Here is a 20,219-nt window from a genome sequence, read left to right on the forward strand (position 1 = left end):
TGAGCATGCCCTGTACCTATTCCGGCTGTCTGTCGCCTAGCCGACAGAGTTGACCTTCGAGGCGTTATGAGCACCGATCCCACGTGGCACCAGTGCATGATCCAAGGCCACTGGTTCAAGCACCTGCCCTTATCCCTTCAGGATAGCCTGCTGCGGTCGGCCCGCCTGCGAGCGCTGGCTCCGGGGCAGGTGCTGTTCCAGCGCGGTGATGCACCGTGCGGGTTATACGCGGTGCTGTCTGGCAGCATGCGCGTGGGCGCGGTCAGCAGCGAGGGCAAGGAGGCCCTGTTGACCTTGGTGGAAGCACCGCAGTGGTTTGGGGAAATAAGCCTGTTCGACGGTCAGCCGCGCACCCATGATGCCCAGGCTGAAGGCGGGGTGAATCTGCTCTGGATACCGCAGGCGGCGCTGCTTGCCTTGCTGGCGCAGCAACCTGGGTATTGGCGCGATTTTGCCTTGCTGATGAGCCAGAAGTTGCGCCTGGTGTTTGTCGCACTGGAGCAGCAAAGCCTGTTGGCTGCCGCACCGCGCGTGGCCCATCGGCTGCTGCAGATCGCCGCCGGTTACGGTGAAATGAATGATAGCCGACGGGTATTGCAGCTTTCACAAGAGCAACTGGCGTTGATGCTGTCGCTGTCGCGCCAGACCACCAATCAGATTCTCAAGTCATTGCAACAGGACGGGGCGCTACGGCTGGGGTATGGCGAGATCGAGATTCTCGATCCCGCCCGTCTGCAGGCCTTGGCTAATCCGGTTGGAACGGTGATTCGCTAAGGATCACGCCGGTTTCCTCAACATACTTCTGCCACTGCGCAAGCAGCGCCTCGAGCTTGGCAGGTTGTGCCAGGGCCAGGTCGTCGATCTCTCCTGGGTCGTTGCTCAGGTCGTACAACTGCCAGGTGGCCGGCCCCACCGGTCCAGGGATGTACACGGCTTTCCACTGGCCTTGGCGGATCGCCCGACGGCCGAATAGCTCCCAGCCGGTGACGGTGTGTTCGTCGTGTATCTGTTCGGTTTCACCAGACAGATAGCCGAGCCACGACTTGCCGCGCAGTGCCGCGACATCACGACTGTGCCAGCGCGTACCGGGATGACGAACGCCGGCGAGGTCGAGCAGGGTCGGCGTGATGTCCATCACCGTGCTGAACTGATGGCTGATTTGTCCCTGGCGTGACAGCGCCGGGTAGTGCACCAGCGCAGGAACGCGGATTCCACCTTCGCTGGTAAAGGCCTTGTACAAGCGCGAAGGAGCGGTCGCCGCCTGCGCCCATTGAGGGCCGTACCAGACATAGGAGTTGGCGCGGCCGATGTTTTCCAGGCTGTTGTCGTAATGCTGATCCAGATAGCTGGCCAGATGCGGACCGAATTTGGGGAAGGCTTCCAGCAGCGCGCCTTCGGCGCCGTTGTCGGACATGAACAACACCAGGGTGTTGTCCAACTGCCCCTGATTGCGCAGGTAATCCAGTACTCGGCCAATGTTCCAGTCCATGCGCTCGACCATCGCCGCGTAGACCTCCATGGACCGCGCCGAGCGTTGGCGTTGCTCATCGCTGAGCTTCTCCCAGTGATCGTCCACCGGGTGGGCGCGGGTGTCGGCCTTGATCAGACCGAGTTGACGTAGTTTATCCAGGCGTTCCTGGCGCAGTACCGCAGGACCTGCATCGTAGCGGCCTTTGTAGCGGGCAACCACTTCGGCGGGCGCCTGCAATGGCCAGTGCGGAGCGGAGAAGGGCAGGTAGGCGAAGAAAGGTCGGCTCTGATCGCGTTCCTTGAGGTAGTGCAGCAATTTGTCGCCAAAGGCGTCGGAGGAATAGAAGTCTTCCGGCAATTGCTCGATGAAGGTCTGGTCCTCGATATACAGCGCCGGGGTGGATTTGAGCAGGCGCGGCGTTTGCTCATCGTAGGTGGGCTCGAAACCGTAGTGGTTGGCGGCACCCGGCAGCAGCGCGAAGGAACGCTCGAAACCACGAGCATGGGGTGCCAGCTCGGCTTTGAGGCCCAGGTGCCACTTGCCACTCATCAGCGTCTGATAGCCCGCTTCGCGCAGCAGCTCCGGCAGGGCAACCACTCGATCATTGAGATAGCCCTCATAGCCCGGTTTACCGATCAGCTCTGGGGTCAGGGCTTCGGCCATAGTGCCAATACCGGCAATATGGTGGTCGGTACCGGTAAGCAGCATCGAGCGGGTGGGCGAACAGGTTGGCGCTGTGTGGAAGTCGGTCAGGCGCAGGCCGGCAGTGGCCAGGGAGTCCAGATTCGGTGTGGCGATCTCGCCGCCGAAGGCGCCGAGGTCGGAGAATCCCAGATCATCGGCAACGATGACCAGAAAGTTGGGGCGTTGGCTCATGGTTGGTTCTCAATAGGCTAGGTAGGAAAGCGGCAGGTTGTGGATGTGTATGGGGGCGGGCGGCAAGTAACGGTCGTCGGCCGTCAGTTCATGCAGCAGCGCTTCGCGCAGACGATGAAATTCATAACTGGATCGTTGACGTGGGTGAGGCAGGTCGACGCTGTTGATGCGCTTGATGCGCCCCGGGCGTGGCTCCAGAACCACTACCCGGTCGGCCAGGAACAGCGCTTCTTCGACATCGTGGGTGACCAGCAAGGTGGTGACGCGGGAGCGTTCGCGGATCGCCAACAGCTCTTCCTGCATCTGTTGTCGGGTCAGCGCATCAAGGGCGCCGAAAGGTTCATCGAGCAGCAGGATGCGCGGGCTGGCAACCAGGCCACGGGCGATAGCCACGCGTTGGGCCATCCCCCCGGAGAGTTGGTGCGGATAGGCCTGGCTGAAGTCCTGCAAGCCGACCAGGGCAATGTACTCAGCGATCCGTTGCTCGCGTTCAGGGCGCGTCAGGGAGTGATTGACCAGGCCCAGGGCAATGTTTTCGCGCACCGTCAGCCAAGGGAACAATCGATGCTCCTGAAACACGATGCCGCGCTCGCTGCCTATGCCGTTAAGCGCCTGGCCGTCGATCAGGATCTGCCCCTGATAATCGTCGTCCAGGCCGATCAGCAGACGCAGCAAAGTGGACTTTCCGCAGCCGCTGGCGCCGACAATGGCCACGAACTCGCCGTCGGCGATCTGCAGGTTGAAATCTCGGATGGCCTCAAGCTCTCCACCTGCTACGGCGAAGTGTTTACCGACCTGATTGAAACTGACTAAAGCGTGGGCAATGGCATTCATGCTCGTCTCCAGCGCGTGGCGCGCGATTCGATGTATTGACCGAGAGCGCCTAACAGCGCGCCGGTGAGGCCGACCAGAAGCATGCCGGCCATGATCAGGTCCATGCGCAGCAGTTGCTGGGCGCCGATCATCAGGCTGCCGATACCGCCACCGGAGGGCATGAAGTACTCGGCACCGATGGTGCCCAGCCAGGCATAAATCAGGCCCACGCGCAGACCGGCGAAGATCCCCGGTGCCGCCCCCGGCAGCACCAGGCGCATCAGCCGTTGCGGCAAATTCAGATGCAGCACCCGCGCCGCTTCATCCAGTTGTGGTGAGCGGTTGGCAACGCTGCGCTGGGTGGCGATGAACAAGGGAAAGAACGCTGCCAGGCCGACAAATACCCATTTGGCCAGCTCTCCAAGACCGAACCAGGCGGTGAGCAATGGCACCCAGGCGAAGATCGCGATCTGCCGCAGGCCGGCAAGGCTGGGCCCGAGCAGGCGTTCGGCGCGGTGCGACAAACCCAACCACAGGCCCAGGGCAAAACCGAGGCCGCCACCGAGCAGCAAGCCGGACAGGGCGCGCCCGACACTCACCGCCAGGGCGGCGCTGAGGGTGCCGTCCACGACACCGTTCCAGGCCGTGCTCAGCACCTGCTGCGGTGCCACCAGAATGTTGCTGTCGACCCATTGCCACTGATTGGCCAACTGCCAGATGAGCAGTAGCGCCAGTGGCAACAACAACGCCTGCAAGCGTTCTCTGCCCTGTAGAGGTTGGACCCGCAGTTCGGCGCCGGGTGGATGCGGCCAATACACCAGGCGCCGATCCAGCCAGCCGAGGCCACGGTCCATGACAAAACCAATCAGGCCGATAACTGCGATGCAGACAAAAACGATGTCGAGCATGAACAATTGCCGCGCCCACACCATCAAATAGCCGATGCCCTCGCTGGAGGCGAGCAGCTCAACGGCCAACAGCGAAGACCAGCCGGTGGCGAGCGCCAGGCGTACCCCGGCGAGAAAAGCCGGCAACGCTGCGGGCAGGATCAACCGGGTGATCAATAACCGGCGTGGAAGTTTGAGTACCGCAGCCGCTTCGCGCAGGCGTGGTTGCGCGTCACGCACGCCTACCAAGGTATGCAGGGTCACCGGCACGATGATCGCCTTGACCAGCACGACCAGCTTAAGCAACTCGCCAATGCCGAACAGCACCATGAACAACGGCACCCAGGCCAGCGTCGGGATCTGCGCCAGGGCATTGAACGTCGGCAGTATCAAGCGCTCGGCACGACGGCTGAAACCCAGCCACGCGCCCAGTAGTGCCCCGCAGCTGACCCCTGCCAGCAGACCGATCAGCAGCCGCTGCAGGCTGATACTCAGATGCGCCCACAACTCACCGTGAGCCAGTTCCCGGGCGCTGTGCCAGACCAGGCTCGGAGCTGGCAAAATTTGCTCACTCATCCACAGGTTGCGACTGGCCAGCCACCACAGTGCAGCCAGACCCAACGGTAGATACCAGGCCTGCAGACGCGCCCAGTACACGGCGCCGAAAACACGCATACGTGTCGCCGGTGCAGGCAGGGATAGACTGGAAAGTGATGCTCGGGCCATGGGCGGATCTCCGTGGACTGGCTATGTTCATATTCCTTTCGGGTATATTTTTTAAAAAATAAATTCGAATAGGTGATAAGAGAACATTTAAAGCAGGCCAAAATGCGCAGGTCCAATGCCTTGAAGGCATATTTTTTTTGTCTGTCATGCATGGCCAAGGTAAGGCCCGGCAGTGCTTGTTTATGTTATTAAGTTATTAAAATGTAATTTATTAGTATTTATTTGATCTTTGCAGTTGTGCGTAGCGTGGACGCATCACTACAAGGAGTCGTCCGCCATGAACCTGTCGATTAGTCGTGTTTTCAGTTTGTTTGCCGCTCCCGCCCTGGCTGCGGTGGTGGGTTGGCTACCGCCACTGGCGCAGGCCGTTGAGGTCCGCGAAATACGCATTGCCGTACCCGATCTGAGTGCCGGTCCCCAGCACTCTGGAGGCGGAATCACCGATGTGCTGCGCACCCAGGAATTGCTGGAAAAAGCTTTCGCTGCCGACGGCATCAAGATCCAGTGGAACTACTTCAAGGGAGCAGGGCCGGTCATCAACGAAGCCTTTGCCAATGGCCAGGTCGACTTCGCTTACCTGGGCGACCTGGCTGCGATCATCGGCAAGGCCAATGGCGTCGACACGCGCTTGCTGGCTTCTACTGGGCGCGGCATCAAGCACTACCTGGGCGTTTCACCGGGCAGTGGCATCAAGACCTTGCAGGACCTCAAGGGCAAGCGCGTGGCGATTTTCCGTGGTACCGCCAGCCAGTTGTCCTTCGATGCTGCCCTGGCTAGTCAGGGCCTGAGCGAAAAGGACTTGAAGATCATCAATCTTGATTTCAATGCATCGGTTGCCGCCTTGGCGGCCAGGCAAATAGACGCAACCTGGGGCCTGTCTGGCTTGACCGCGCTGCAGGAGCGCGGGCTTGCCGAGCTGCCGCTCAACACCAGGGACCTGGGTGGAGCGGGCAGCATCCAGGCCGTGCTGGTGGGTTCCGGTGCCTTCGTCGATGCTCACCCGCAACTGGTTCAGCGCCTGCTCGCGGCCCAGCAGCAGGCGGTGCAGTGGTTGAGCGATGAGAGCAACAAACAGGCCTATATTGAGCTGGTCTCGGGGCTGGCGAGCTATCCGCCGGTGATCCTGCAACGTGACTTGCAGGACGAAACGCTCGAATTCACCTTCCGCTCCAGCCTTGATCAACCCTTTCTCGACCAGCTTCAAGCCTCTGTCGATCTCGCCGCTGCCCAGCGCCTGATCCGCAAGCCATTCCAGGTGAGCCAGTGGCTGGCCCCCCAGGCTATCCGGCCAGTCCCTGTAGCGCAGGCTGCTGATCGAGGCTGATCAAGGTGTCGATCATTGCCCGCGCCGCTGGCGACAGGCGATAACCGCTGCGGCTGACAATGCCGCAGCGGGCATTGAGGCTGTCGAGGTTGGCCGGCAGGTTGCGCCAGTGCAGACGTACCAGGCGGCCTTGCTGGATGTCCTCGGCAAAGGCTTCCTCGGTGCCGATGCCGATGGCATCGCTGTCGAGCACTCGTCTCACCAGGGTCGGCAAGTGCTCGGTGAGCAATTGCGGGGTAAAGTCTGTCTTGCCGCTGAGGTTGGCCAGCAGCTTGCGCACTCCTGGCGGAATCAGCGTGGTGGCCAACGGGTAATCGAACATATCGTTGGTCGACACGCTGTCCTTGGCCAGCAATGGGTGCCCAGGGCGGCAGAAAAACAGGCCGCGACGGGCGCTCAATGGCAAGGTCTGGAAGTTCGGGTCAGCCTCGAACTGGCGGATATCGGCAATGAAAAATTCGATTTCCTCTCGATTCAGCGCGCGACTGAGTTTCTCCCAGTTGTCTACCTCAAGGCGGGTTTGTACTTTTGGGTGGGCATGGAGAAACCGGGCCAATGCCTGAGGCACCAAATTCACCGCCGGTGCCGGCCCGCAGCCGAAGTGCAACTCGCCAGCATCGAGTTTGGTCATCTGCAGCACTTCACAACTCAATTGCGCAGCACCCTGGACCAGTCGCAAAGCGTGCTGCAGTACCACCTGGCCTTCGGGCGTGGGACGCAAGTCCTTGTTGCCGCGGTCAACCAGCACACAGCCAAACTCGTGTTCCAGGCCTTGGATGCTGCGGCTGAAGGCGGGTTGAGTGATGCCCATGGCATCGGCCGCGCGGACAAAACTGCGGTGTTCAGTAAGGGCGATGAAGTAACGCAGTTGGCGAAGATCCATATGCTTTCCCGGCATTCCAAAAATACGGCGAAGGTATTTGCCGCCACGAAGTCTCAGGTTTTAAATGCAAGCTCTTATTCCGTAAATGAAGCAATTGAATATCTGTTAGAGCTTATTTGCATATAGATAGCGCAAGTGTTTTGCCGGGATTTTTCCGAGAGCAGCCAGATGAGGGTCGTACCATGAGCAATGCCGCACACGCCGTAGCAGCCATCAACCCTGTGTTGGATATTCATCCGGTGGCCGGACGCATCGGCGCCGAGATTCGCGGGGTGCAGTTGAGCGCTGATCTTGAACCCGCGCTGATCGACGCGATTCAGGCCGCGTTGGTGGAACACAAGGTGATCTTCTTTCGCGCTCAGCATCATCTCGACGATCAGGGCCAGGAAGCCTTTGCCCATTTACTTGGCGAGCCGATTGCACACCCTACGGTGCCGGTACGTGAAGGCACGCGCTTTCTCCTGGAACTGGACAGCGAGCGCAGGGCCAATTCATGGCACACCGATGTAACCTTCGTCGATGCCTATCCCAAGGCGTCGATCCTGCGTTCGGTGGTCGCGCCGCAAGCAGGTGGCGACACGGTGTGGGCCAACACTGCTAGCGCTTATCAAGACCTTCCCGATGAACTCAAAGCCCTGGCCGATCAACTGTGGGCAGTGCACAGTAACGAATACGATTACGCAGCGGCCAAGCCGAATGTCACGCTTGAACAGCAGGAAAGCTATCGTCGTATTTTCACCTCAACCGTCTACGAAACCGAGCACCCGGTGGTGCGCGTACACCCAGTCAGCGGCGAAAGGCACTTGCTGCTTGGTCACTTCGTCAAACGCCTGAAAGGCTATTCGCAGTTTGATTCCACACACCTGTTCAACCTGCTGCAAAGCCATGTCACGCGTTTGGAGAACACCGTACGCTGGCGCTGGCAGGCGGGTGATGTGGCGATCTGGGACAACCGCGCTACCCAGCATTACGCGGTGGATGACTACGGCAACCAGAACCGTGTAGTGCGCCGGGTGACCTTGCAGGGCGATGTACCGGTGGGTGTCGCGGGGCAGCGTAGCCGCACCCTTCGCGGGGCGTAAGGATCGTCCGGCAAACTCACCGTAGGTGCAGGGGGGCAGCGGGCATAAAAAGGTTCTTCCCGGAACTCCGTGAAGAACCATAAAAAAGCCCACCGCTGGGGTGGGCTTGATTACGCAACAGGTATTCAGCTTTTCGACGAGTCGATCGCAGCGTGCTGCTGGGCCTGAACGGTCTGCTCGTTCCAGCCGCCACCAAGGGCCTTGTACAGGTTGACCTCACTGATCAGTTGCGACAGACGATCACTGATCAACGCCTGTTGGGTGTTGAAAAGCTGGCGCTGTGCATCGAGGAAGGTCAGGTTGCTGTCGACACCGATACGGTAGCGACGCTCAGCCAGACGGTAGTAGTCCTGGTTGGCGGCGACCAGATCGCGCTGGGCCTGCAACTGATCGTTGAAGGTACGGCGCGCCGCGAGACCATCAGACACTTCCTGGAAAGCGGTCTGGATGGTTTTCTCGTACTTGGCGATGTTGATGTCTTTCTGGATCTTCGAGTAGTCGAGGCTGGCACGCAAGGCACCGGCGTTGAAGATCGGCAGATTGATCTGCGGCTGGAACAGCCAGGTTCCGGAGCCGCCCTTGAACAAGCCGTCCATGTCCGGACTCAGGGTACCGGCATTGGCGGTCAGGCTGATACTCGGGAAGAACGCTGCACGGGCGGCGCCGATGTTGGCATTGGCGGCCTTGAGCAGGTGTTCGGCTTCCTGGATGTCCGGACGACGTTGCAGCAGGTCGGACGGCAAGCCCGCTGGCACTTCGGCCAACAGGTCGCTGTCCAGGTTTTGTGCTGCTGGCAGGTCGACGGGCAGGCCGGTACCGATCAGGACTGCCAGGCTGTTCGCATCCTGGGCGACCAGGCGTTGGTACTGGGCCAGCTTGACCCGGGCGCCTTCGACCGACGTCCTTGCCTGGCTCAGGTCCAGGGCTGACGCTACACCGACTTCATTGCTGCGCAGGGTCAGTGCGTAGCTTTGCTCATAGGTCTTGAGGGTTTCTTCGGTCAGCTTCAGCAAAGCCTGGTCGGCCTGCCAGGTGAAATAGGCATTGGCGACGCTGGCAACCAGAGCGATCTGGGTGGAGCGGCGAGCCTCTTCACTGGACAGGTAGATTTCCAGTTGCTGTTCAGTGAGGCTGCGAACCCGACCGAACAGGTCGAGTTCATAGGCGCTTACACCGAGCGTGGCCGAATATGAACTGGTGATTTCCGAATCGCCAGTCTGCGTCATGTTGCCGGGCATGCGCTGGCGGCTGCCGCTGCCATTGGCGCTGACTGCCGGAAACAGGTCGGCGCGCTGGATACGGTACTGGGCCCGGTAGGCATCGATGTTCAGCGCCGCAACCTTGAGGTCACGGTTGTTGACCAGCGAGGTCTGGATCAGCTGCTGCAGTGCCGGGTCATTGAAAAACTGACGCCAGCCCTGCTCGGCGGCCGAGACATTCGCCGACTCGGTCGGTGAATACGCAGGGCCTTGCGGCCACTGCGCGGCCACCGGCGATTCCGGGGTCTGGTAATCAGGGATCAGCGAGCAGCCGCCAAGTATGAAAGCGGTTACCGCCAGGGACAAAAGGGACTTACTCATTGCCCAGCCTCGTAGCGTGGAGTTTCAGGTTTGGCGTCTTCTTCAGGTTTCTTGCTGCTGAACATCGACGACACCATTACAAAGAACAGCGGTACCCAGAAGATCGCCAGTACGGTGGCCGTCAGCATCCCGCCGATTACCCCGGTACCGATAGCGTGCTGGCTGCCCGAGCCTGCACCGGTGGAGATAGCCAACGGTACCACGCCGAGAATGAACGCCAGCGAGGTCATGATGATCGGCCGCAGACGCATCCGGCAGGCTTCGATCGCTGCATCGGTAAGGCTTCGACCCTGCTCATGCAGTTCCTTGGCGAACTCCACGATCAGAATCGCGTTCTTCGCTGCCAGACCGATGGTGGTCAATAGACCCACCTGGAAGTACACGTCGTTGGACAGACCGCGCAGGCTGGTGGCCAGCAGCGCACCAATGACCCCCAGGGGTACTACGAGCATGACCGCGATCGGAATCGACCAGCTTTCATACAGCGCTGCCAGACACAGGAACACCATCAGCAGCGACAGCGCATACAAGGCCGGCGCCTGGGAGCCCGAGAGGCGTTCCTCGTACGACAGGCCGGTCCAGGAGTAACCGATGCCTTTTGGCAACTGGGCGGCAATGCGCTCAACTTCAAGCATGGCTTCACCGGTACTGTAGCCAGGGGCCGGGGCACCGAGAATTTCCATCGCCTCTACACCGTTGTAGCGCGCAAGTTTCGGTGGGCCGTAGATCCATTCACCCTTGGCGAAGGAGGAGAACGGCACCATCTCGCCAACGGCATTGCGCACATACCACTTCTGCAGATCTTCTGGGCTCATGCGCGATGCGGACTCACCCTGGATGTAGACCTTCTTGACCCGACCGCGGTCGATGAAGTCGTTGACGTAACTCGCACCCAAGGCAATCGACAGGGTGTTGTTGATCTCGGCAATGGTCACGCCCAAAGCGCTGGCGCGTTCGTCGTCGACGGTCAACTGGTACTGCGGTTCATCGTTCAGGCCGTTTGGACGCACAGCAGAGAGAATCTTGCTTTGCGCTGCCATGCCGAGGAACTGGTTGCGCGCTTCCATCAGTTTTTCGTGGCCGACACCGGCACGGTCCTGAAGGAACACGTCGAAACCGGTGGCGTTACCCAGCTCAAGCACCGCAGGCGGGGCAAAGGCGAACACCATGGCATCGCGGAAGGTGAAGAAGTGCTGCTGGGCGCGGGTCGCCAGATTGAACACGTTGTTCTCGGCGGAGCGCTCTTCCCATGGCTTGAGCATGATGAAGGCCATGCCGGAGCTTTGGCCGCGACCGGCAAAGTTGAAGCCGTTCACAGTGAACACCGAGGCAACGGTATCGGCTTCCTTGTCCAGCAGGTAAGCGCGCATTTCGTCGATCACCACCTGGGTCCGCTCGGCACTGGAGCCCGCCGGCGTTTGGACCTGGGCAAACAGTACGCCTTGGTCTTCCTCGGGAAGGAAAGCCGTCGGGATACGGGTGAACAGCCAGATCATGCCGACCATGATCAGCAGGTAGGCCAGCAGGTACGGCGCTTTGTTTCGCAGGATGTTGCCTACGCCACGTTCATAGCTCTCTACGCTGCGGTCAAAGTTGCGGTTGAACCAGCCGAAGAAGCCGCGCTTGGCGACATGATGCCCACCCTTGGCGATTGGTTTGAGCATGGTCGCGCACAGCGCTGGGGTGAAGATCAAGGCAACCAGCACCGAGAGTCCCATCGCAGAGACGATGGTGATCGAGAACTGCTTGTAGATTACCCCGGTAGAACCACTGAAGAACGCCATCGGCAGCAATACAGCGGAAAGCACCATGGCGATACCGACCAGGGCCCCCTGGATCTGGCCCATGGACTTTTTCGTCGCTTCCTTGGGTGACAGGCCTTCCTCGGCCATTACCCGTTCGACGTTCTCCACCACAACAATGGCATCGTCCACCAGCAAGCCGATAGCGAGCACCATGCCGAACATGGTCAGGGTGTTGATACTGAAGCCTGCGGCAGCAAGGATGCCGAAGGTGCCGAGCAGTACCACGGGCACGGTCATGGTTGTGATGATGGTGGCGCGGAAGTTCTGCAGGAACAGGTACATCACCAGGAACACCAGCACGATCGCTTCGATCAGGGTATGGATTACCCCGCTGATCGATTCGGTCACCACTGGCGTGGTGTCATACGGGAATACCGCCTTCATGCCTTCCGGGAAGAACGGTTCCAGGTCGCTGATGGTCTTGCGCAGGGCCTTGGCAGTATCCAGGGCGTTGGCGCCGGTTGCCAGCTTGACCGCCAGACCCGAGGCCGGCTTGCCGTTGAACTGGGCGCTGACGGCGTAGTTCTCACCGCCAAGACCGACTTCAGCTACGTCTTTCAGACGCACTTGCGAGCCGTCGCGGTTGACCTTGAGCAGGATGTTTTCAAACTGCTCGGCAGTCTGCAGACGCGTCTTGCCGATGATGGTGGCGTTGAGCTGAGTACCCGGCAGGGCCGGCAGGCCGCCAAGCTGACCAGAGGAAATCTGGACGTTCTGCGCCGATACCGCGGTGCGTACGTCGACCGGGGTCAACTGGTACTTGTTCAGCTTGGCCGGATCCAGCCAGATACGCATTGCGTACTGAGCACCGAACACCTGGAAGTCACCGACACCGGCGGTTCGCGAGATCGGGTCCTGCATGTTGGAGACGATGTAGTTGGCCAAGTCGTCCTTGGTCATGCTGCCGTCTTCAGATACCAGACCGATTACCAGAAGGAAGTTCTTCACTGCCTTGGTCACACGGATACCTTGCTGCTGAACCTCTTGCGGCAGCAGTGGCGTTGCCAGGTTCAGCTTGTTCTGTACCTGAACCTGAGCGGTATCGGAGTTGGTCCCCTGTTCGAAGGTCGCGGTAATGGTCATGGTGCCGTCGGAGTTACTTTCCGACGATACATACCGCAGGTTGTCGATACCGTTGAGCTGCTGCTCGATAACCTGAACCACGGTGTCCTGCACGGTTTGTGCCGAAGCACCCGGGTAGGTCACGGAGATCGCCACAGCCGGTGGGGCGATGCTGGGGTACTGGTTGATTGGCAACTTCAGGATCGCCAACGCACCGACCAGCATGATCACCAAAGCGATCACCCAGGCAAAGATCGGGCGATCGATAAAAAATCTCGACATGGTTTACTCCCCTTTGGCCCCTGCAGTCGTTGCATTGGCCTGGGTTGGCTGGGCAGGCTTGACGTTGGTCGCTTCGCTGACCTTGACCTCATCGCCCGGCTTGACGAACTGCAAGCCTTCGGTGATCAGGCGGTCGCCGGCGTTCAGGCCTTTGGCGATCAGCCAGTCGCTACCAACGGTACGGCTGGCTTCAAGCTGACGCAGCTCAACCTTGTTTTCCTTGTTGACAACCAGGGCGGTTGGCTGGCCCTTGAGGTCGCGGGTTACACCCTGTTGTGGCGCGAGGATGGCTTGAGCGTTGACCCCGGCCTTCAGGCGCGCATGAACGAACATGCCCGGCAGCAGGTTGTGCTCAGGGTTCGGGAATACGGCACGCAACGTCACTGAGCCGGTGGTTGGGTCGACTGAGACTTCCGAGAACTCCAGGCGACCTTCCTGGCGGTAGGTGCTGCCGTCTTCCAGGGTCAGGGTGACCTTGGCCGCGTTGTCGCCAATTTTCTGCAACTGGCCGCTTTCCAGCTCGCGGCGCAGCTTGAGCAGCTCGGCCGAGGATTGGGTGACGTCGACGTAGATCGGATCGAGTTGCTGGATCACGGCCATCGCGTCAGCCTGACCATTGTTGACCAGCGCACCTTCGGTCACCGAGGAACGGCCAATACGCCCGCTCAGCGGTGCCAGGACCTTGGTGTAGCGCAAGTCGATCTGGGCGCTGCGCAGTGCCGCTTCAGCTTGCAAACGTTTGGCTTGCGCGTCGTCGTATTCCTGACGGCTCACCGCTTGTTCGGCGACCAGTTGCTTGTAGCGCTCGGACAGCGAACGGCTTGATTGCAAGTTGGCTTGGGCGCTGGCCAGGGTCGCTTCGTACACCGAAGGGTCGATCTGGTACAGCTGCTGGCCTTCCTTGACCTCGCTGCCTTCTTTGAACAGGCGTTTGAGAATGATGCCGTTGACCTGTGGACGAACTTCGGCGATGCGGTACGCAGTGGTGCGCCCCGGCAGGTCGGAGGTCAGGGTATAGGCTTGAGTCTGGAGCGTAACGATGCCGACCTGAGGAACTTGCGCGACAGGCGCAGCCTCTTCCTTTTTACAGCCGCTGAGCAGTGTTGCCAGGGCGACGGCGGATACCAGAGCGGTAACAGCTGGCTTGAATTGCATGAAGATCCTCGGGTCGCAAGAGCTGAAGACGCTCAAGAATAATGGAAAGGGGGCGCTATGAAATAAATTTGTCTATATGGATTAATAGCTTGCTAAGGAATATACTTACATTCATGGTTGTTTGTAAATACCTTGCGCGTGATGCCAGTGGCTGTCGCAAGCCTTGAAATTAATACTCCGGTAACGCCCAACAGAGGTTGATCCGGCGCAGCTCCCAGGTTCCTGCAGACGTATCTGGGTCTTGATGAGGTGGTGATGCCATGGTCCGTCGAACCAAAGAGGAAGCTCAGGAAACCCGCGCGCAAATTCTCGAAGCTGCGGAAAAAGCCTTCTACAAGCGCGGGGTAGCGCGTACCACACTCGCCGACATCGCCAAGTTGGCTGGGGTGACGCGCGGTGCTATCTATTGGCATTTCAACGACAAGGCAGAACTGGTCGAAGCTATGCTCGAAAGCCTGCACGAGCCTCTGGACGCCTTGGCCCGGGCCAGTGAAAGCGAAGATGAGGTTGATCCTCTGGGCTGCATGCGCAAGCTTCTCGTGCAATTGATGCATCAGATGGTGCTCGACCCGAAAACTCGCCGTATCAACGAAATTCTCCATCATAAATGTGAATTTACCGATGATATGTGCGAAATCCGCCAGCAACGGCAGACGTCGACTTTTGAATGTCATGCCAACATCGCCTTATCACTGGGCAATGCAGTCAGGCGTGGGCAATTACCCGCGGATATGAACCCGGAACGCGCTGCGTTGGCGATCTATGCCTATATAGATGGCTTGATACGCCGCTGGCTGCTGCTACCGGAAAGCTTCGACTTGCTGGGTGACGCCGAGCTATGGGTCGATACCGGGCTGGATATGCTGCGCTTGAGCCCCTCGTTGCGCAAATAAGACTTTGTGAAGGTTTGTGATCAATTGTTGCGGTCTACTTCATAAAGCCCTACATGCGGCCGCGTAATTGTCTGTCAGGCAAAGCTAGCGCGGCGGTTAATCCGAGTAGGGAGACTGCCGCATTGCCAAGCAACAGTTGACGGAATGTGAGCAGCAATTCGGTCTGCAGGGGCATACTCGGGCCTGCGGTTTTAAGGCTTCCGAGCAGTGCGTCACCGGCGAGGTTCAGGCCTCCCTGTTGCAGCATCGCCAGCAGCAGCGCCGACATGCACGCAACCCCCATTGCTCCCCCCAGGGAGCGGAACAGGTTGCTGGTGCTGGTCGCTACGCCAATATCCTTTGGTTCTACTGCGCTTTGAGCCGCAACCAGCGAGGTTGGGAACTGTAGGCCTGATGCAATTCCGGTCAGTATCATGAACAGACCGCTGAGCCAGACGGCTTCTGGTGCAGTGAAGGCCATGCCGACGATGGCAAACGGCATGAGCAGCGCGCCACCCAGAATCTGCGGTTTGTAGCGACCAGTAAAACTGGTCAGGCGTCCACCGCAGTAGGCACCGATTGGCAGGCCGATAGCCAAGGGCAGCAGGTGCAATGCGGCGCTGTCGGCGCCCGCACCGGTGATGCTCTGATAACGCAAGGGCATCAACATCGTCAGGGAAATGGCCTGGAAACTGGTGAAGAAGAGGGTGCACCAACACAGGGTCGCGACCCGGTTGGCGAACAGTTTCAGTGGCAGCAGCGGCTCCGGCGTGCGGCGCTCATGAAGGACGAAAACCAGCAACCCGATGAGGGCGCAGAGCAACAGAGCGCTGACTGCTGGTGAGTACCAGGATTGACCCTGGCCGATCAGAGTAATACCCAGTAATAAGCTGCTCAGCCCGAAGATCAGCAACGCAGCCCCCATGTAATCGACCTGAACCTGGCGCTGCGGCACCGCCAGGGTTCGCAGCGCGCGGCGGGTCACCCACCATGCCGTCAGTCCCAGCGGCAGGTTCAACCAGAATACCCAGCGCCACGACAAATATTCGGTCAAATAACCACCCAGGACCGGGCCGAGAACGCTGGCCAGCGCGTACATGCTGCTGAAGTAACCCTGATAGCGGCCCCGTTCTCGGGGTGGCACGAAGTCGCCGATGATCGCCTGGCTCACCGAGACCATGCCACCTGCACCGATACCCTGGAGTACCCGCGCCAGCACCAGCTGCTCCATATTCTGGGCCAGGGCACATAACAGCGATGCGAGGGTAAACAGCGCGGTACCGGTGAGAATCATCCGGCGCCTGCCATATAGATCACCCAGCTTGCCGTAGATCGGCACAGCCACGGTCATGGCAACCATATAGCCGGAAATCACCCAGGCAAGCAGGCTGACATCATTGAATTGAGCGGAGATCGCCGGCATCGACACGGCGACGATAGTCTGGTCCAGCGCACCCAGGAAAATCGCCAGCATCAGCGCTACCAGCACGCTGCGCAGGACCGGTTGCGGGGTATTGAGTTGCGTCACAGGCCAGCTCGAAAGGCAGAGTTATCCCCCAGGCTTGAGCTGCGGGAGCAAGTGCTACCCAGTGTACTAGATAGCTTGCTAAGCGTCTGCCGCGAAGCACATGCAGCTATTGACCTTTTGTGCCGAGGGCTATCTGAGCGCGCTCAAGGTGGCGGTGTGGGGGACGCAATGGGCCAGGCTGCAACTGGCTGCCGAATACGGCTGGTGGCGGGCCTGTTCGACCCTGAAAGCGGCTGCGGCATAGAGCCCCAGCACCGCGGCGATGGCGCAAATGACAGCGCATCTTCTGGACTTGAGGGTCATGATGCTCACCTCTTTTCATCCGCACACAAGTGCTACCTAAAGCATAGGCCAGCTTTGCCTGGGCTGCCTGTATCAGGGCAGGTCTCGGTCCCATTGTGGTTCGGCGGTAAAACGCTCGGCGAGGAAGTCGAGCATGCTGCGCAGCGTTGCAGGCATGTGCTTGCGTGAGGTGTAGACCGCATTGAGGTTGAGTTCACGCGGGCGGGCGTGGGGCAGCAGGCGCATCAGTTCACCGCTGCGCAAGGCGGCTGCGGCCTGGTAGGTGGGCAGCATGGCAATGCCGACGCCGGCCAGTGCCGCACGTTGCAAGGTCATCGCTTCATTGGCGCTGATATTACCCTGTACTGGTACCGCGACGGCTTCGCCGCGTACTTCGAAGTGCCAGAGGCTGCGGCCGAAGTAGGAGTGGGTGAGGCAGTTGTGCTGACTCAGATCCTGTACCTGCAAGGGCGTGGGGTTGCTGCGCAAGTAGGCGGGGGATGCGCAGATGACCGAGCGGCACACCGTCAGGCGCCGAGCGATCAGGTTGGGGTCCAGGTCGTTGCTGGTGCGGATCGCCAGATCGATGCGCTCATCCACCAGATTGACGGTGCGATCGAGCATTTGCAGGTCGATCTTTACGCCTGGATAGCGTTTGACGTATTCGGCCACAGCGTCCATCAATTGTGCCTGGCCAAACGAGGTGCTGACGCTGATGCGCAATTCACCGCGTGGCGCTTCGTCCGGAGTGCTGACGGCTGCTTGCAGGTCGCCAGCCAATTCCAGCATCTGGCGGCAGCGCGGCAAGGTTTCCTGGCCGGCGGCAGTCAGGCTCAAGCGCCGGGTCGTGCGTTGCATCAAGCGCGCACCCACCCAGTCCTCAAGCTCTGCCAGGTAGCGAGAGACAACCGGGCGTGACAGGTCCAGGTGATCGGCAGCCGCCGATTGGCTGCCCAGATCCACGACACTGACGAAGACCCGCATTGCGTTCAAACGATCCATGATTTGCCCGGTTTTAGAAACAAACTATGTCCAAGCATCGCATTTTTTGTGTTGGTTTGTGCAACTAAGCTGTTGCCCACTGCCTTTACTTACAGGATCTGCCTCGATGCGTCGTTCATTCTCCTTGCGTGGGTTGCTGGTGGCCTGTGTCACCTTCGGCGTCCTGGCCCAGAGCCATGCCGCCGAGCCGCTGCTGCACCTGGACGTCTACAACCCAGGCACGGGTGCACTGTTTCCGGTCAGCTCGGTAATCGTCAGCGCCAAACATGACGCTATTCTGGTCGATGCCCAGTTCGGCAAGGCCCAAGCCGAACAGGTTCTGGCCAAGCTTCGCGCCAGTGGTAAAAACCTCACCACGATCTATATCAGCCATGGTGATCCGGATTACTACTTCGGCTTGCAGACGCTCACCGATGCCTATCCGCAGGCCAAGGTCGTCGCTTCCGCGGCCACTGTGGCGCATATCCAACACACCATGGACGCCAAACTGGCGTACTGGGGACCGCAGATGGGTACCGACAAACCTGCACGGTTGGTCGTGCCGCAAGTGCTTGAAGGCAATGAGCTGACGTTGGAAGGCCAGCCTTTGCAAGTGCTTGGCCTGGATGGCCCGCAAGCGGATCGCAGTTTTGTCTGGATTCCTTCGATCAAGGCGGTGGTCGGTGGGGTCGTAGTCGCAGACAACCTGCATGTGTGGATGGCTGACACCCAATCGGCGCAGTCCCACAAGGATTGGCTTACCACACTTCAGCGCATCCAGATGCTCAAGCCGCAGGTCGTGGTGCCTGGTCATTACTTGGGCCAGCCAGGGAAGTCGCTTGAAGCAGTGAACTTTACCGCTGACTACATCCGTGCCTTCGATGAGGAAGCCGCCAAGGCCGGTAACGCCGCAGAGCTGATCGCTGCGATGAAAAAACGCTACCCGGGTCTGGGTGAAGAAAGTTCGTTGGAGCTTGGCGCCAAGGTCGCCAAGGGCGAAATGAAGTGGTAAGTGACATTCAACTCTGACTGGAGATTTTCCATGAGCAAGATTGCAATCATTGGTGCAACGGGCCGTGCCGGTAGTCAATTGCTGGAAGAGGCCCTGCGACGGGGGCATAGCGTTACCGCTATCGCACGCAATCCGGCCCGCTTGCAGGGGCGTGAAGGGGTGACCACCCTAGCCCTGGACATCAGTGACGCGGCTGCATTGGAGCGGGCCCTGGTTGGCCAGGACGTGGTTCTCAGTGCTGCGCATTTTTCCGGCATCAAGCCACAGGCCATTATCGAACCGGTGAAAAAGGTCGGGGTCAAACGGCTGTTGGTAGTGGGTGGGGCAGGTAGCCTGTTGCTGCCCTCGGGCCACAAGGTTATCGACAGTCCGGATTTTCCCGAAGCGTACAAGGCCGAAGCCACGGCCGGTGGGCACTACCTCGATACCCTGCGTCAGGAAAAAGAGCTGGACTGGACGTTCCTTTCGCCATCGGCCGAGTTCGTCGAAGCAGCGCGAACCGGCCACTATCGTGCCGGCAAGGATCATCTGCTGATCGCTGCCGACGGTAAAAGCTGGATCAGCTTTGCCGACTACGCCATCGCCATGCTCGATGAAGTGGAAAAGTCCGCTCACTCGCGCCAGCGCTTCACCGTCGGTTACTGAGGCGTGCGGGCCTGGGACTGCTCGCGCAACCAGTCGAGCAGTTCCAGCAAGGCTGTCGACGTCGAACCTTGTGGTCGCACCAGGTAGTAGGCCTGACCGGTAGCGACCTTGAGCGGGAACGGCGTAACCAGCCGGCCACAAGTCAGATCATCAGCGATCAGCGACCAATCGCCGATCGCTACGCCAGTCCCCTGTGAGGCCATGGACATGGCCATGTCCAAGGTTTCGAAATGCTGGACTTTGCCTTGTCGGGACAGATTTGCACCTGCTGCTGCGAGCCAAGTGTGCCAGTCACGCTGGTCACGTGTCGGGTGCAGCAGCATGTGGTGTTCAAGGTCCGCCAATTGCTGCAAGGGTAAAGGCCCGGCGAGCAATTGCGGCGCGCACACAGGTGTGAGTTGTTCATCGAACAGCTTGAGGGTTTGCAGGCCATGATTGGGCGCGGTGCCGTACACCACTGCCGCATCGAACACTTCGCGGCGAAAATCCACACCATGTTGCACGGTGGTGGTCAGCTCAACCGGCACATCCGGGCGTAGCGCTTGCCATTCCATCAAGCGCGGCAGCAGCCAGCGCATGACGCAGGTGGGCGCCTTGATCTGCAAGGTGGTGCTGCGTGCCCCCACTTGCTGAACACCTTCTTCGATCAAGGCGAAAACCTGTTGCACCCGTGGCAACCAGTCATGACCTTCGCGGGTCAGGCTCAAGCCTCGGGCCTGGCGCAGGAACAGGGCGTAGCCAAGATGATCTTCCAGGCCTGCGATCTGCCGGCTCACTGCCCCTTGGGTAATGTGCAGCAGTTGCGCTGCGCGGGTGAAGTTGCAGCACTGGGCAGTGACCAGAAAAGTATGCAGGGCGGGCAACGGCGGCAGGCGTTTCATCAGTACTCAGCCATGATCTTTGGACATGGCTAGTATGAGCTTTTTTGCATTGTGCCGGTAGCCAGCCAGCGG

17 protein-coding genes are annotated in these 20,219 nt (G+C 59.8%); 7 read left to right on the forward strand and 10 right to left on the reverse strand.

Annotated features, from left to right (window positions below):
- The first annotated feature begins 66 nt into the window (after window positions 1-66).
- The gene (locus D3Z90_RS05415; RefSeq protein ID WP_136474765.1) at window positions 67-774 is read left to right on the forward strand and encodes a Crp/Fnr family transcriptional regulator; all 708 of its coding nucleotides are present in this window, start codon (window positions 67-69) and stop codon (window positions 772-774) included.
- Here the strand turns inward: D3Z90_RS05415 and D3Z90_RS05420 are convergent.
- From D3Z90_RS05420 to D3Z90_RS05430, 3 genes are read right to left on the reverse strand one after another with little or no spacing between them, the layout of a single operon-like run.
- On the reverse strand, window positions 746-2,347 hold the full coding sequence (locus tag D3Z90_RS05420; RefSeq protein WP_136474766.1) for an arylsulfatase: 1,602 nt from the start codon (window positions 2,345-2,347) through the stop codon (window positions 746-748). The two genes, D3Z90_RS05415 and D3Z90_RS05420, sit on opposite strands and share 29 nt — an antisense overlap.
- Window positions 2,348-2,356: 9 nt before the next feature.
- A complete protein-coding gene (locus tag D3Z90_RS05425; protein WP_136474767.1) occupies window positions 2,357-3,181 on the reverse strand; it encodes an ABC transporter ATP-binding protein in 825 nt (274 codons plus the stop codon).
- A complete protein-coding gene (locus D3Z90_RS05430) occupies window positions 3,178-4,773 on the reverse strand; it encodes an ABC transporter permease (protein ID WP_136474768.1) in 1,596 nt (531 codons plus the stop codon). The genes D3Z90_RS05425 and D3Z90_RS05430 overlap by 4 nt, the downstream gene beginning before the upstream one ends.
- A gap of 277 nt (window positions 4,774-5,050) precedes the next feature.
- On the opposite strand from D3Z90_RS05430, the gene D3Z90_RS05435 reads away from it, so the two are divergent.
- Complete coding sequence (locus tag D3Z90_RS05435) at window positions 5,051-6,097, forward strand: ABC transporter substrate-binding protein (RefSeq protein ID WP_136474769.1); 1,047 nt, start codon at window positions 5,051-5,053, stop codon at window positions 6,095-6,097.
- Here D3Z90_RS05435 and D3Z90_RS05440 read toward each other — a convergent pair.
- Entirely contained in the window at window positions 6,054-6,980 is a 927-nt protein-coding gene (locus D3Z90_RS05440; RefSeq protein WP_136474770.1) for a LysR family transcriptional regulator, read from the reverse strand. The two genes, D3Z90_RS05435 and D3Z90_RS05440, sit on opposite strands and share 44 nt — an antisense overlap.
- A gap of 182 nt (window positions 6,981-7,162) precedes the next feature.
- On the opposite strand from D3Z90_RS05440, the gene D3Z90_RS05445 reads away from it, so the two are divergent.
- Window positions 7,163-8,062, forward strand: a complete 900-nt coding sequence (locus D3Z90_RS05445) for a TauD/TfdA family dioxygenase (RefSeq protein WP_136474771.1) — start codon at window positions 7,163-7,165, stop codon at window positions 8,060-8,062.
- A gap of 125 nt (window positions 8,063-8,187) precedes the next feature.
- Here the strand turns inward: D3Z90_RS05445 and D3Z90_RS05450 are convergent, their stop codons facing one another.
- The 3 genes from D3Z90_RS05450 to D3Z90_RS05460 are packed head-to-tail and all read right to left on the reverse strand — an operon-like array spanning window position 8,188 to window position 13,946.
- Window positions 8,188-9,642, reverse strand: a complete 1,455-nt coding sequence (locus tag D3Z90_RS05450) for an AdeC/AdeK/OprM family multidrug efflux complex outer membrane factor (RefSeq protein WP_136474772.1) — start codon at window positions 9,640-9,642, stop codon at window positions 8,188-8,190.
- Window positions 9,639-12,791 carry an efflux RND transporter permease subunit gene (locus D3Z90_RS05455; RefSeq protein WP_136474773.1) on the reverse strand — a complete coding sequence of 1,051 codons (3,153 nt, stop codon included), beginning with the start codon at window positions 12,789-12,791 and terminating at the stop codon, window positions 9,639-9,641. The genes D3Z90_RS05450 and D3Z90_RS05455 overlap by 4 nt, the downstream gene beginning before the upstream one ends.
- A gap of 3 nt (window positions 12,792-12,794) precedes the next feature.
- Window positions 12,795-13,946 carry an efflux RND transporter periplasmic adaptor subunit gene (locus tag D3Z90_RS05460; protein WP_136474774.1) on the reverse strand — a complete coding sequence of 384 codons (1,152 nt, stop codon included), beginning with the start codon at window positions 13,944-13,946 and terminating at the stop codon, window positions 12,795-12,797.
- Window positions 13,947-14,206: 260 nt separating this feature from the next.
- Between D3Z90_RS05460 and D3Z90_RS05465 the strand changes: the two genes are divergently transcribed.
- A complete protein-coding gene (locus D3Z90_RS05465; RefSeq protein WP_136474775.1) occupies window positions 14,207-14,839 on the forward strand; it encodes a TetR family transcriptional regulator in 633 nt (210 codons plus the stop codon).
- A 49-nt stretch (window positions 14,840-14,888) separates the two neighbouring features.
- On the opposite strand, the gene D3Z90_RS05470 is transcribed toward D3Z90_RS05465, so the two are convergent.
- Window positions 14,889-16,346 (reverse strand): MDR family MFS transporter, encoded by a 1,458-nt coding sequence (locus tag D3Z90_RS05470; RefSeq protein ID WP_256658326.1) that lies wholly within the window; start codon window positions 16,344-16,346, stop codon window positions 14,889-14,891.
- 100 nt (window positions 16,347-16,446) lie between these two features.
- Here D3Z90_RS05470 and D3Z90_RS26750 point away from each other — a divergent pair, with 100 nt between their 5' ends.
- Window positions 16,447-16,590, forward strand: coding sequence for a hypothetical protein (locus D3Z90_RS26750; RefSeq protein ID WP_168198437.1), 144 nt, complete (start codon window positions 16,447-16,449; stop codon window positions 16,588-16,590).
- Window positions 16,591-16,721: 131 nt separating this feature from the next.
- Here D3Z90_RS26750 and D3Z90_RS05475 read toward each other — a convergent pair whose 3' ends face one another.
- The gene (locus D3Z90_RS05475; RefSeq protein WP_136474776.1) at window positions 16,722-17,630 is read right to left on the reverse strand and encodes a LysR family transcriptional regulator; all 909 of its coding nucleotides are present in this window, start codon (window positions 17,628-17,630) and stop codon (window positions 16,722-16,724) included.
- A gap of 106 nt (window positions 17,631-17,736) precedes the next feature.
- On the opposite strand from D3Z90_RS05475, the gene D3Z90_RS05480 reads away from it, so the two are divergent.
- The gene (locus D3Z90_RS05480; protein ID WP_136474777.1) at window positions 17,737-18,621 is read left to right on the forward strand and encodes an MBL fold metallo-hydrolase; all 885 of its coding nucleotides are present in this window, start codon (window positions 17,737-17,739) and stop codon (window positions 18,619-18,621) included.
- 30 nt (window positions 18,622-18,651) lie between these two features.
- Window positions 18,652-19,266: an NAD(P)-dependent oxidoreductase gene (locus tag D3Z90_RS05485; protein WP_136474778.1), complete on the forward strand. Its 615-nt coding sequence runs from the start codon at window positions 18,652-18,654 to the stop codon at window positions 19,264-19,266.
- On the opposite strand, the gene D3Z90_RS05490 is transcribed toward D3Z90_RS05485, so the two are convergent.
- Complete coding sequence (locus D3Z90_RS05490) at window positions 19,260-20,147, reverse strand: LysR substrate-binding domain-containing protein (protein ID WP_136474779.1); 888 nt, start codon at window positions 20,145-20,147, stop codon at window positions 19,260-19,262. The two genes, D3Z90_RS05485 and D3Z90_RS05490, sit on opposite strands and share 7 nt — an antisense overlap.
- Window positions 20,148-20,219 lie beyond the last annotated feature (72 nt).

The sequence above is a fragment of the Pseudomonas sp. DG56-2 genome, assembly GCF_004803755.1.
Classification (GTDB): domain Bacteria; phylum Pseudomonadota; class Gammaproteobacteria; order Pseudomonadales; family Pseudomonadaceae; genus Aquipseudomonas; species Aquipseudomonas auratipiscis.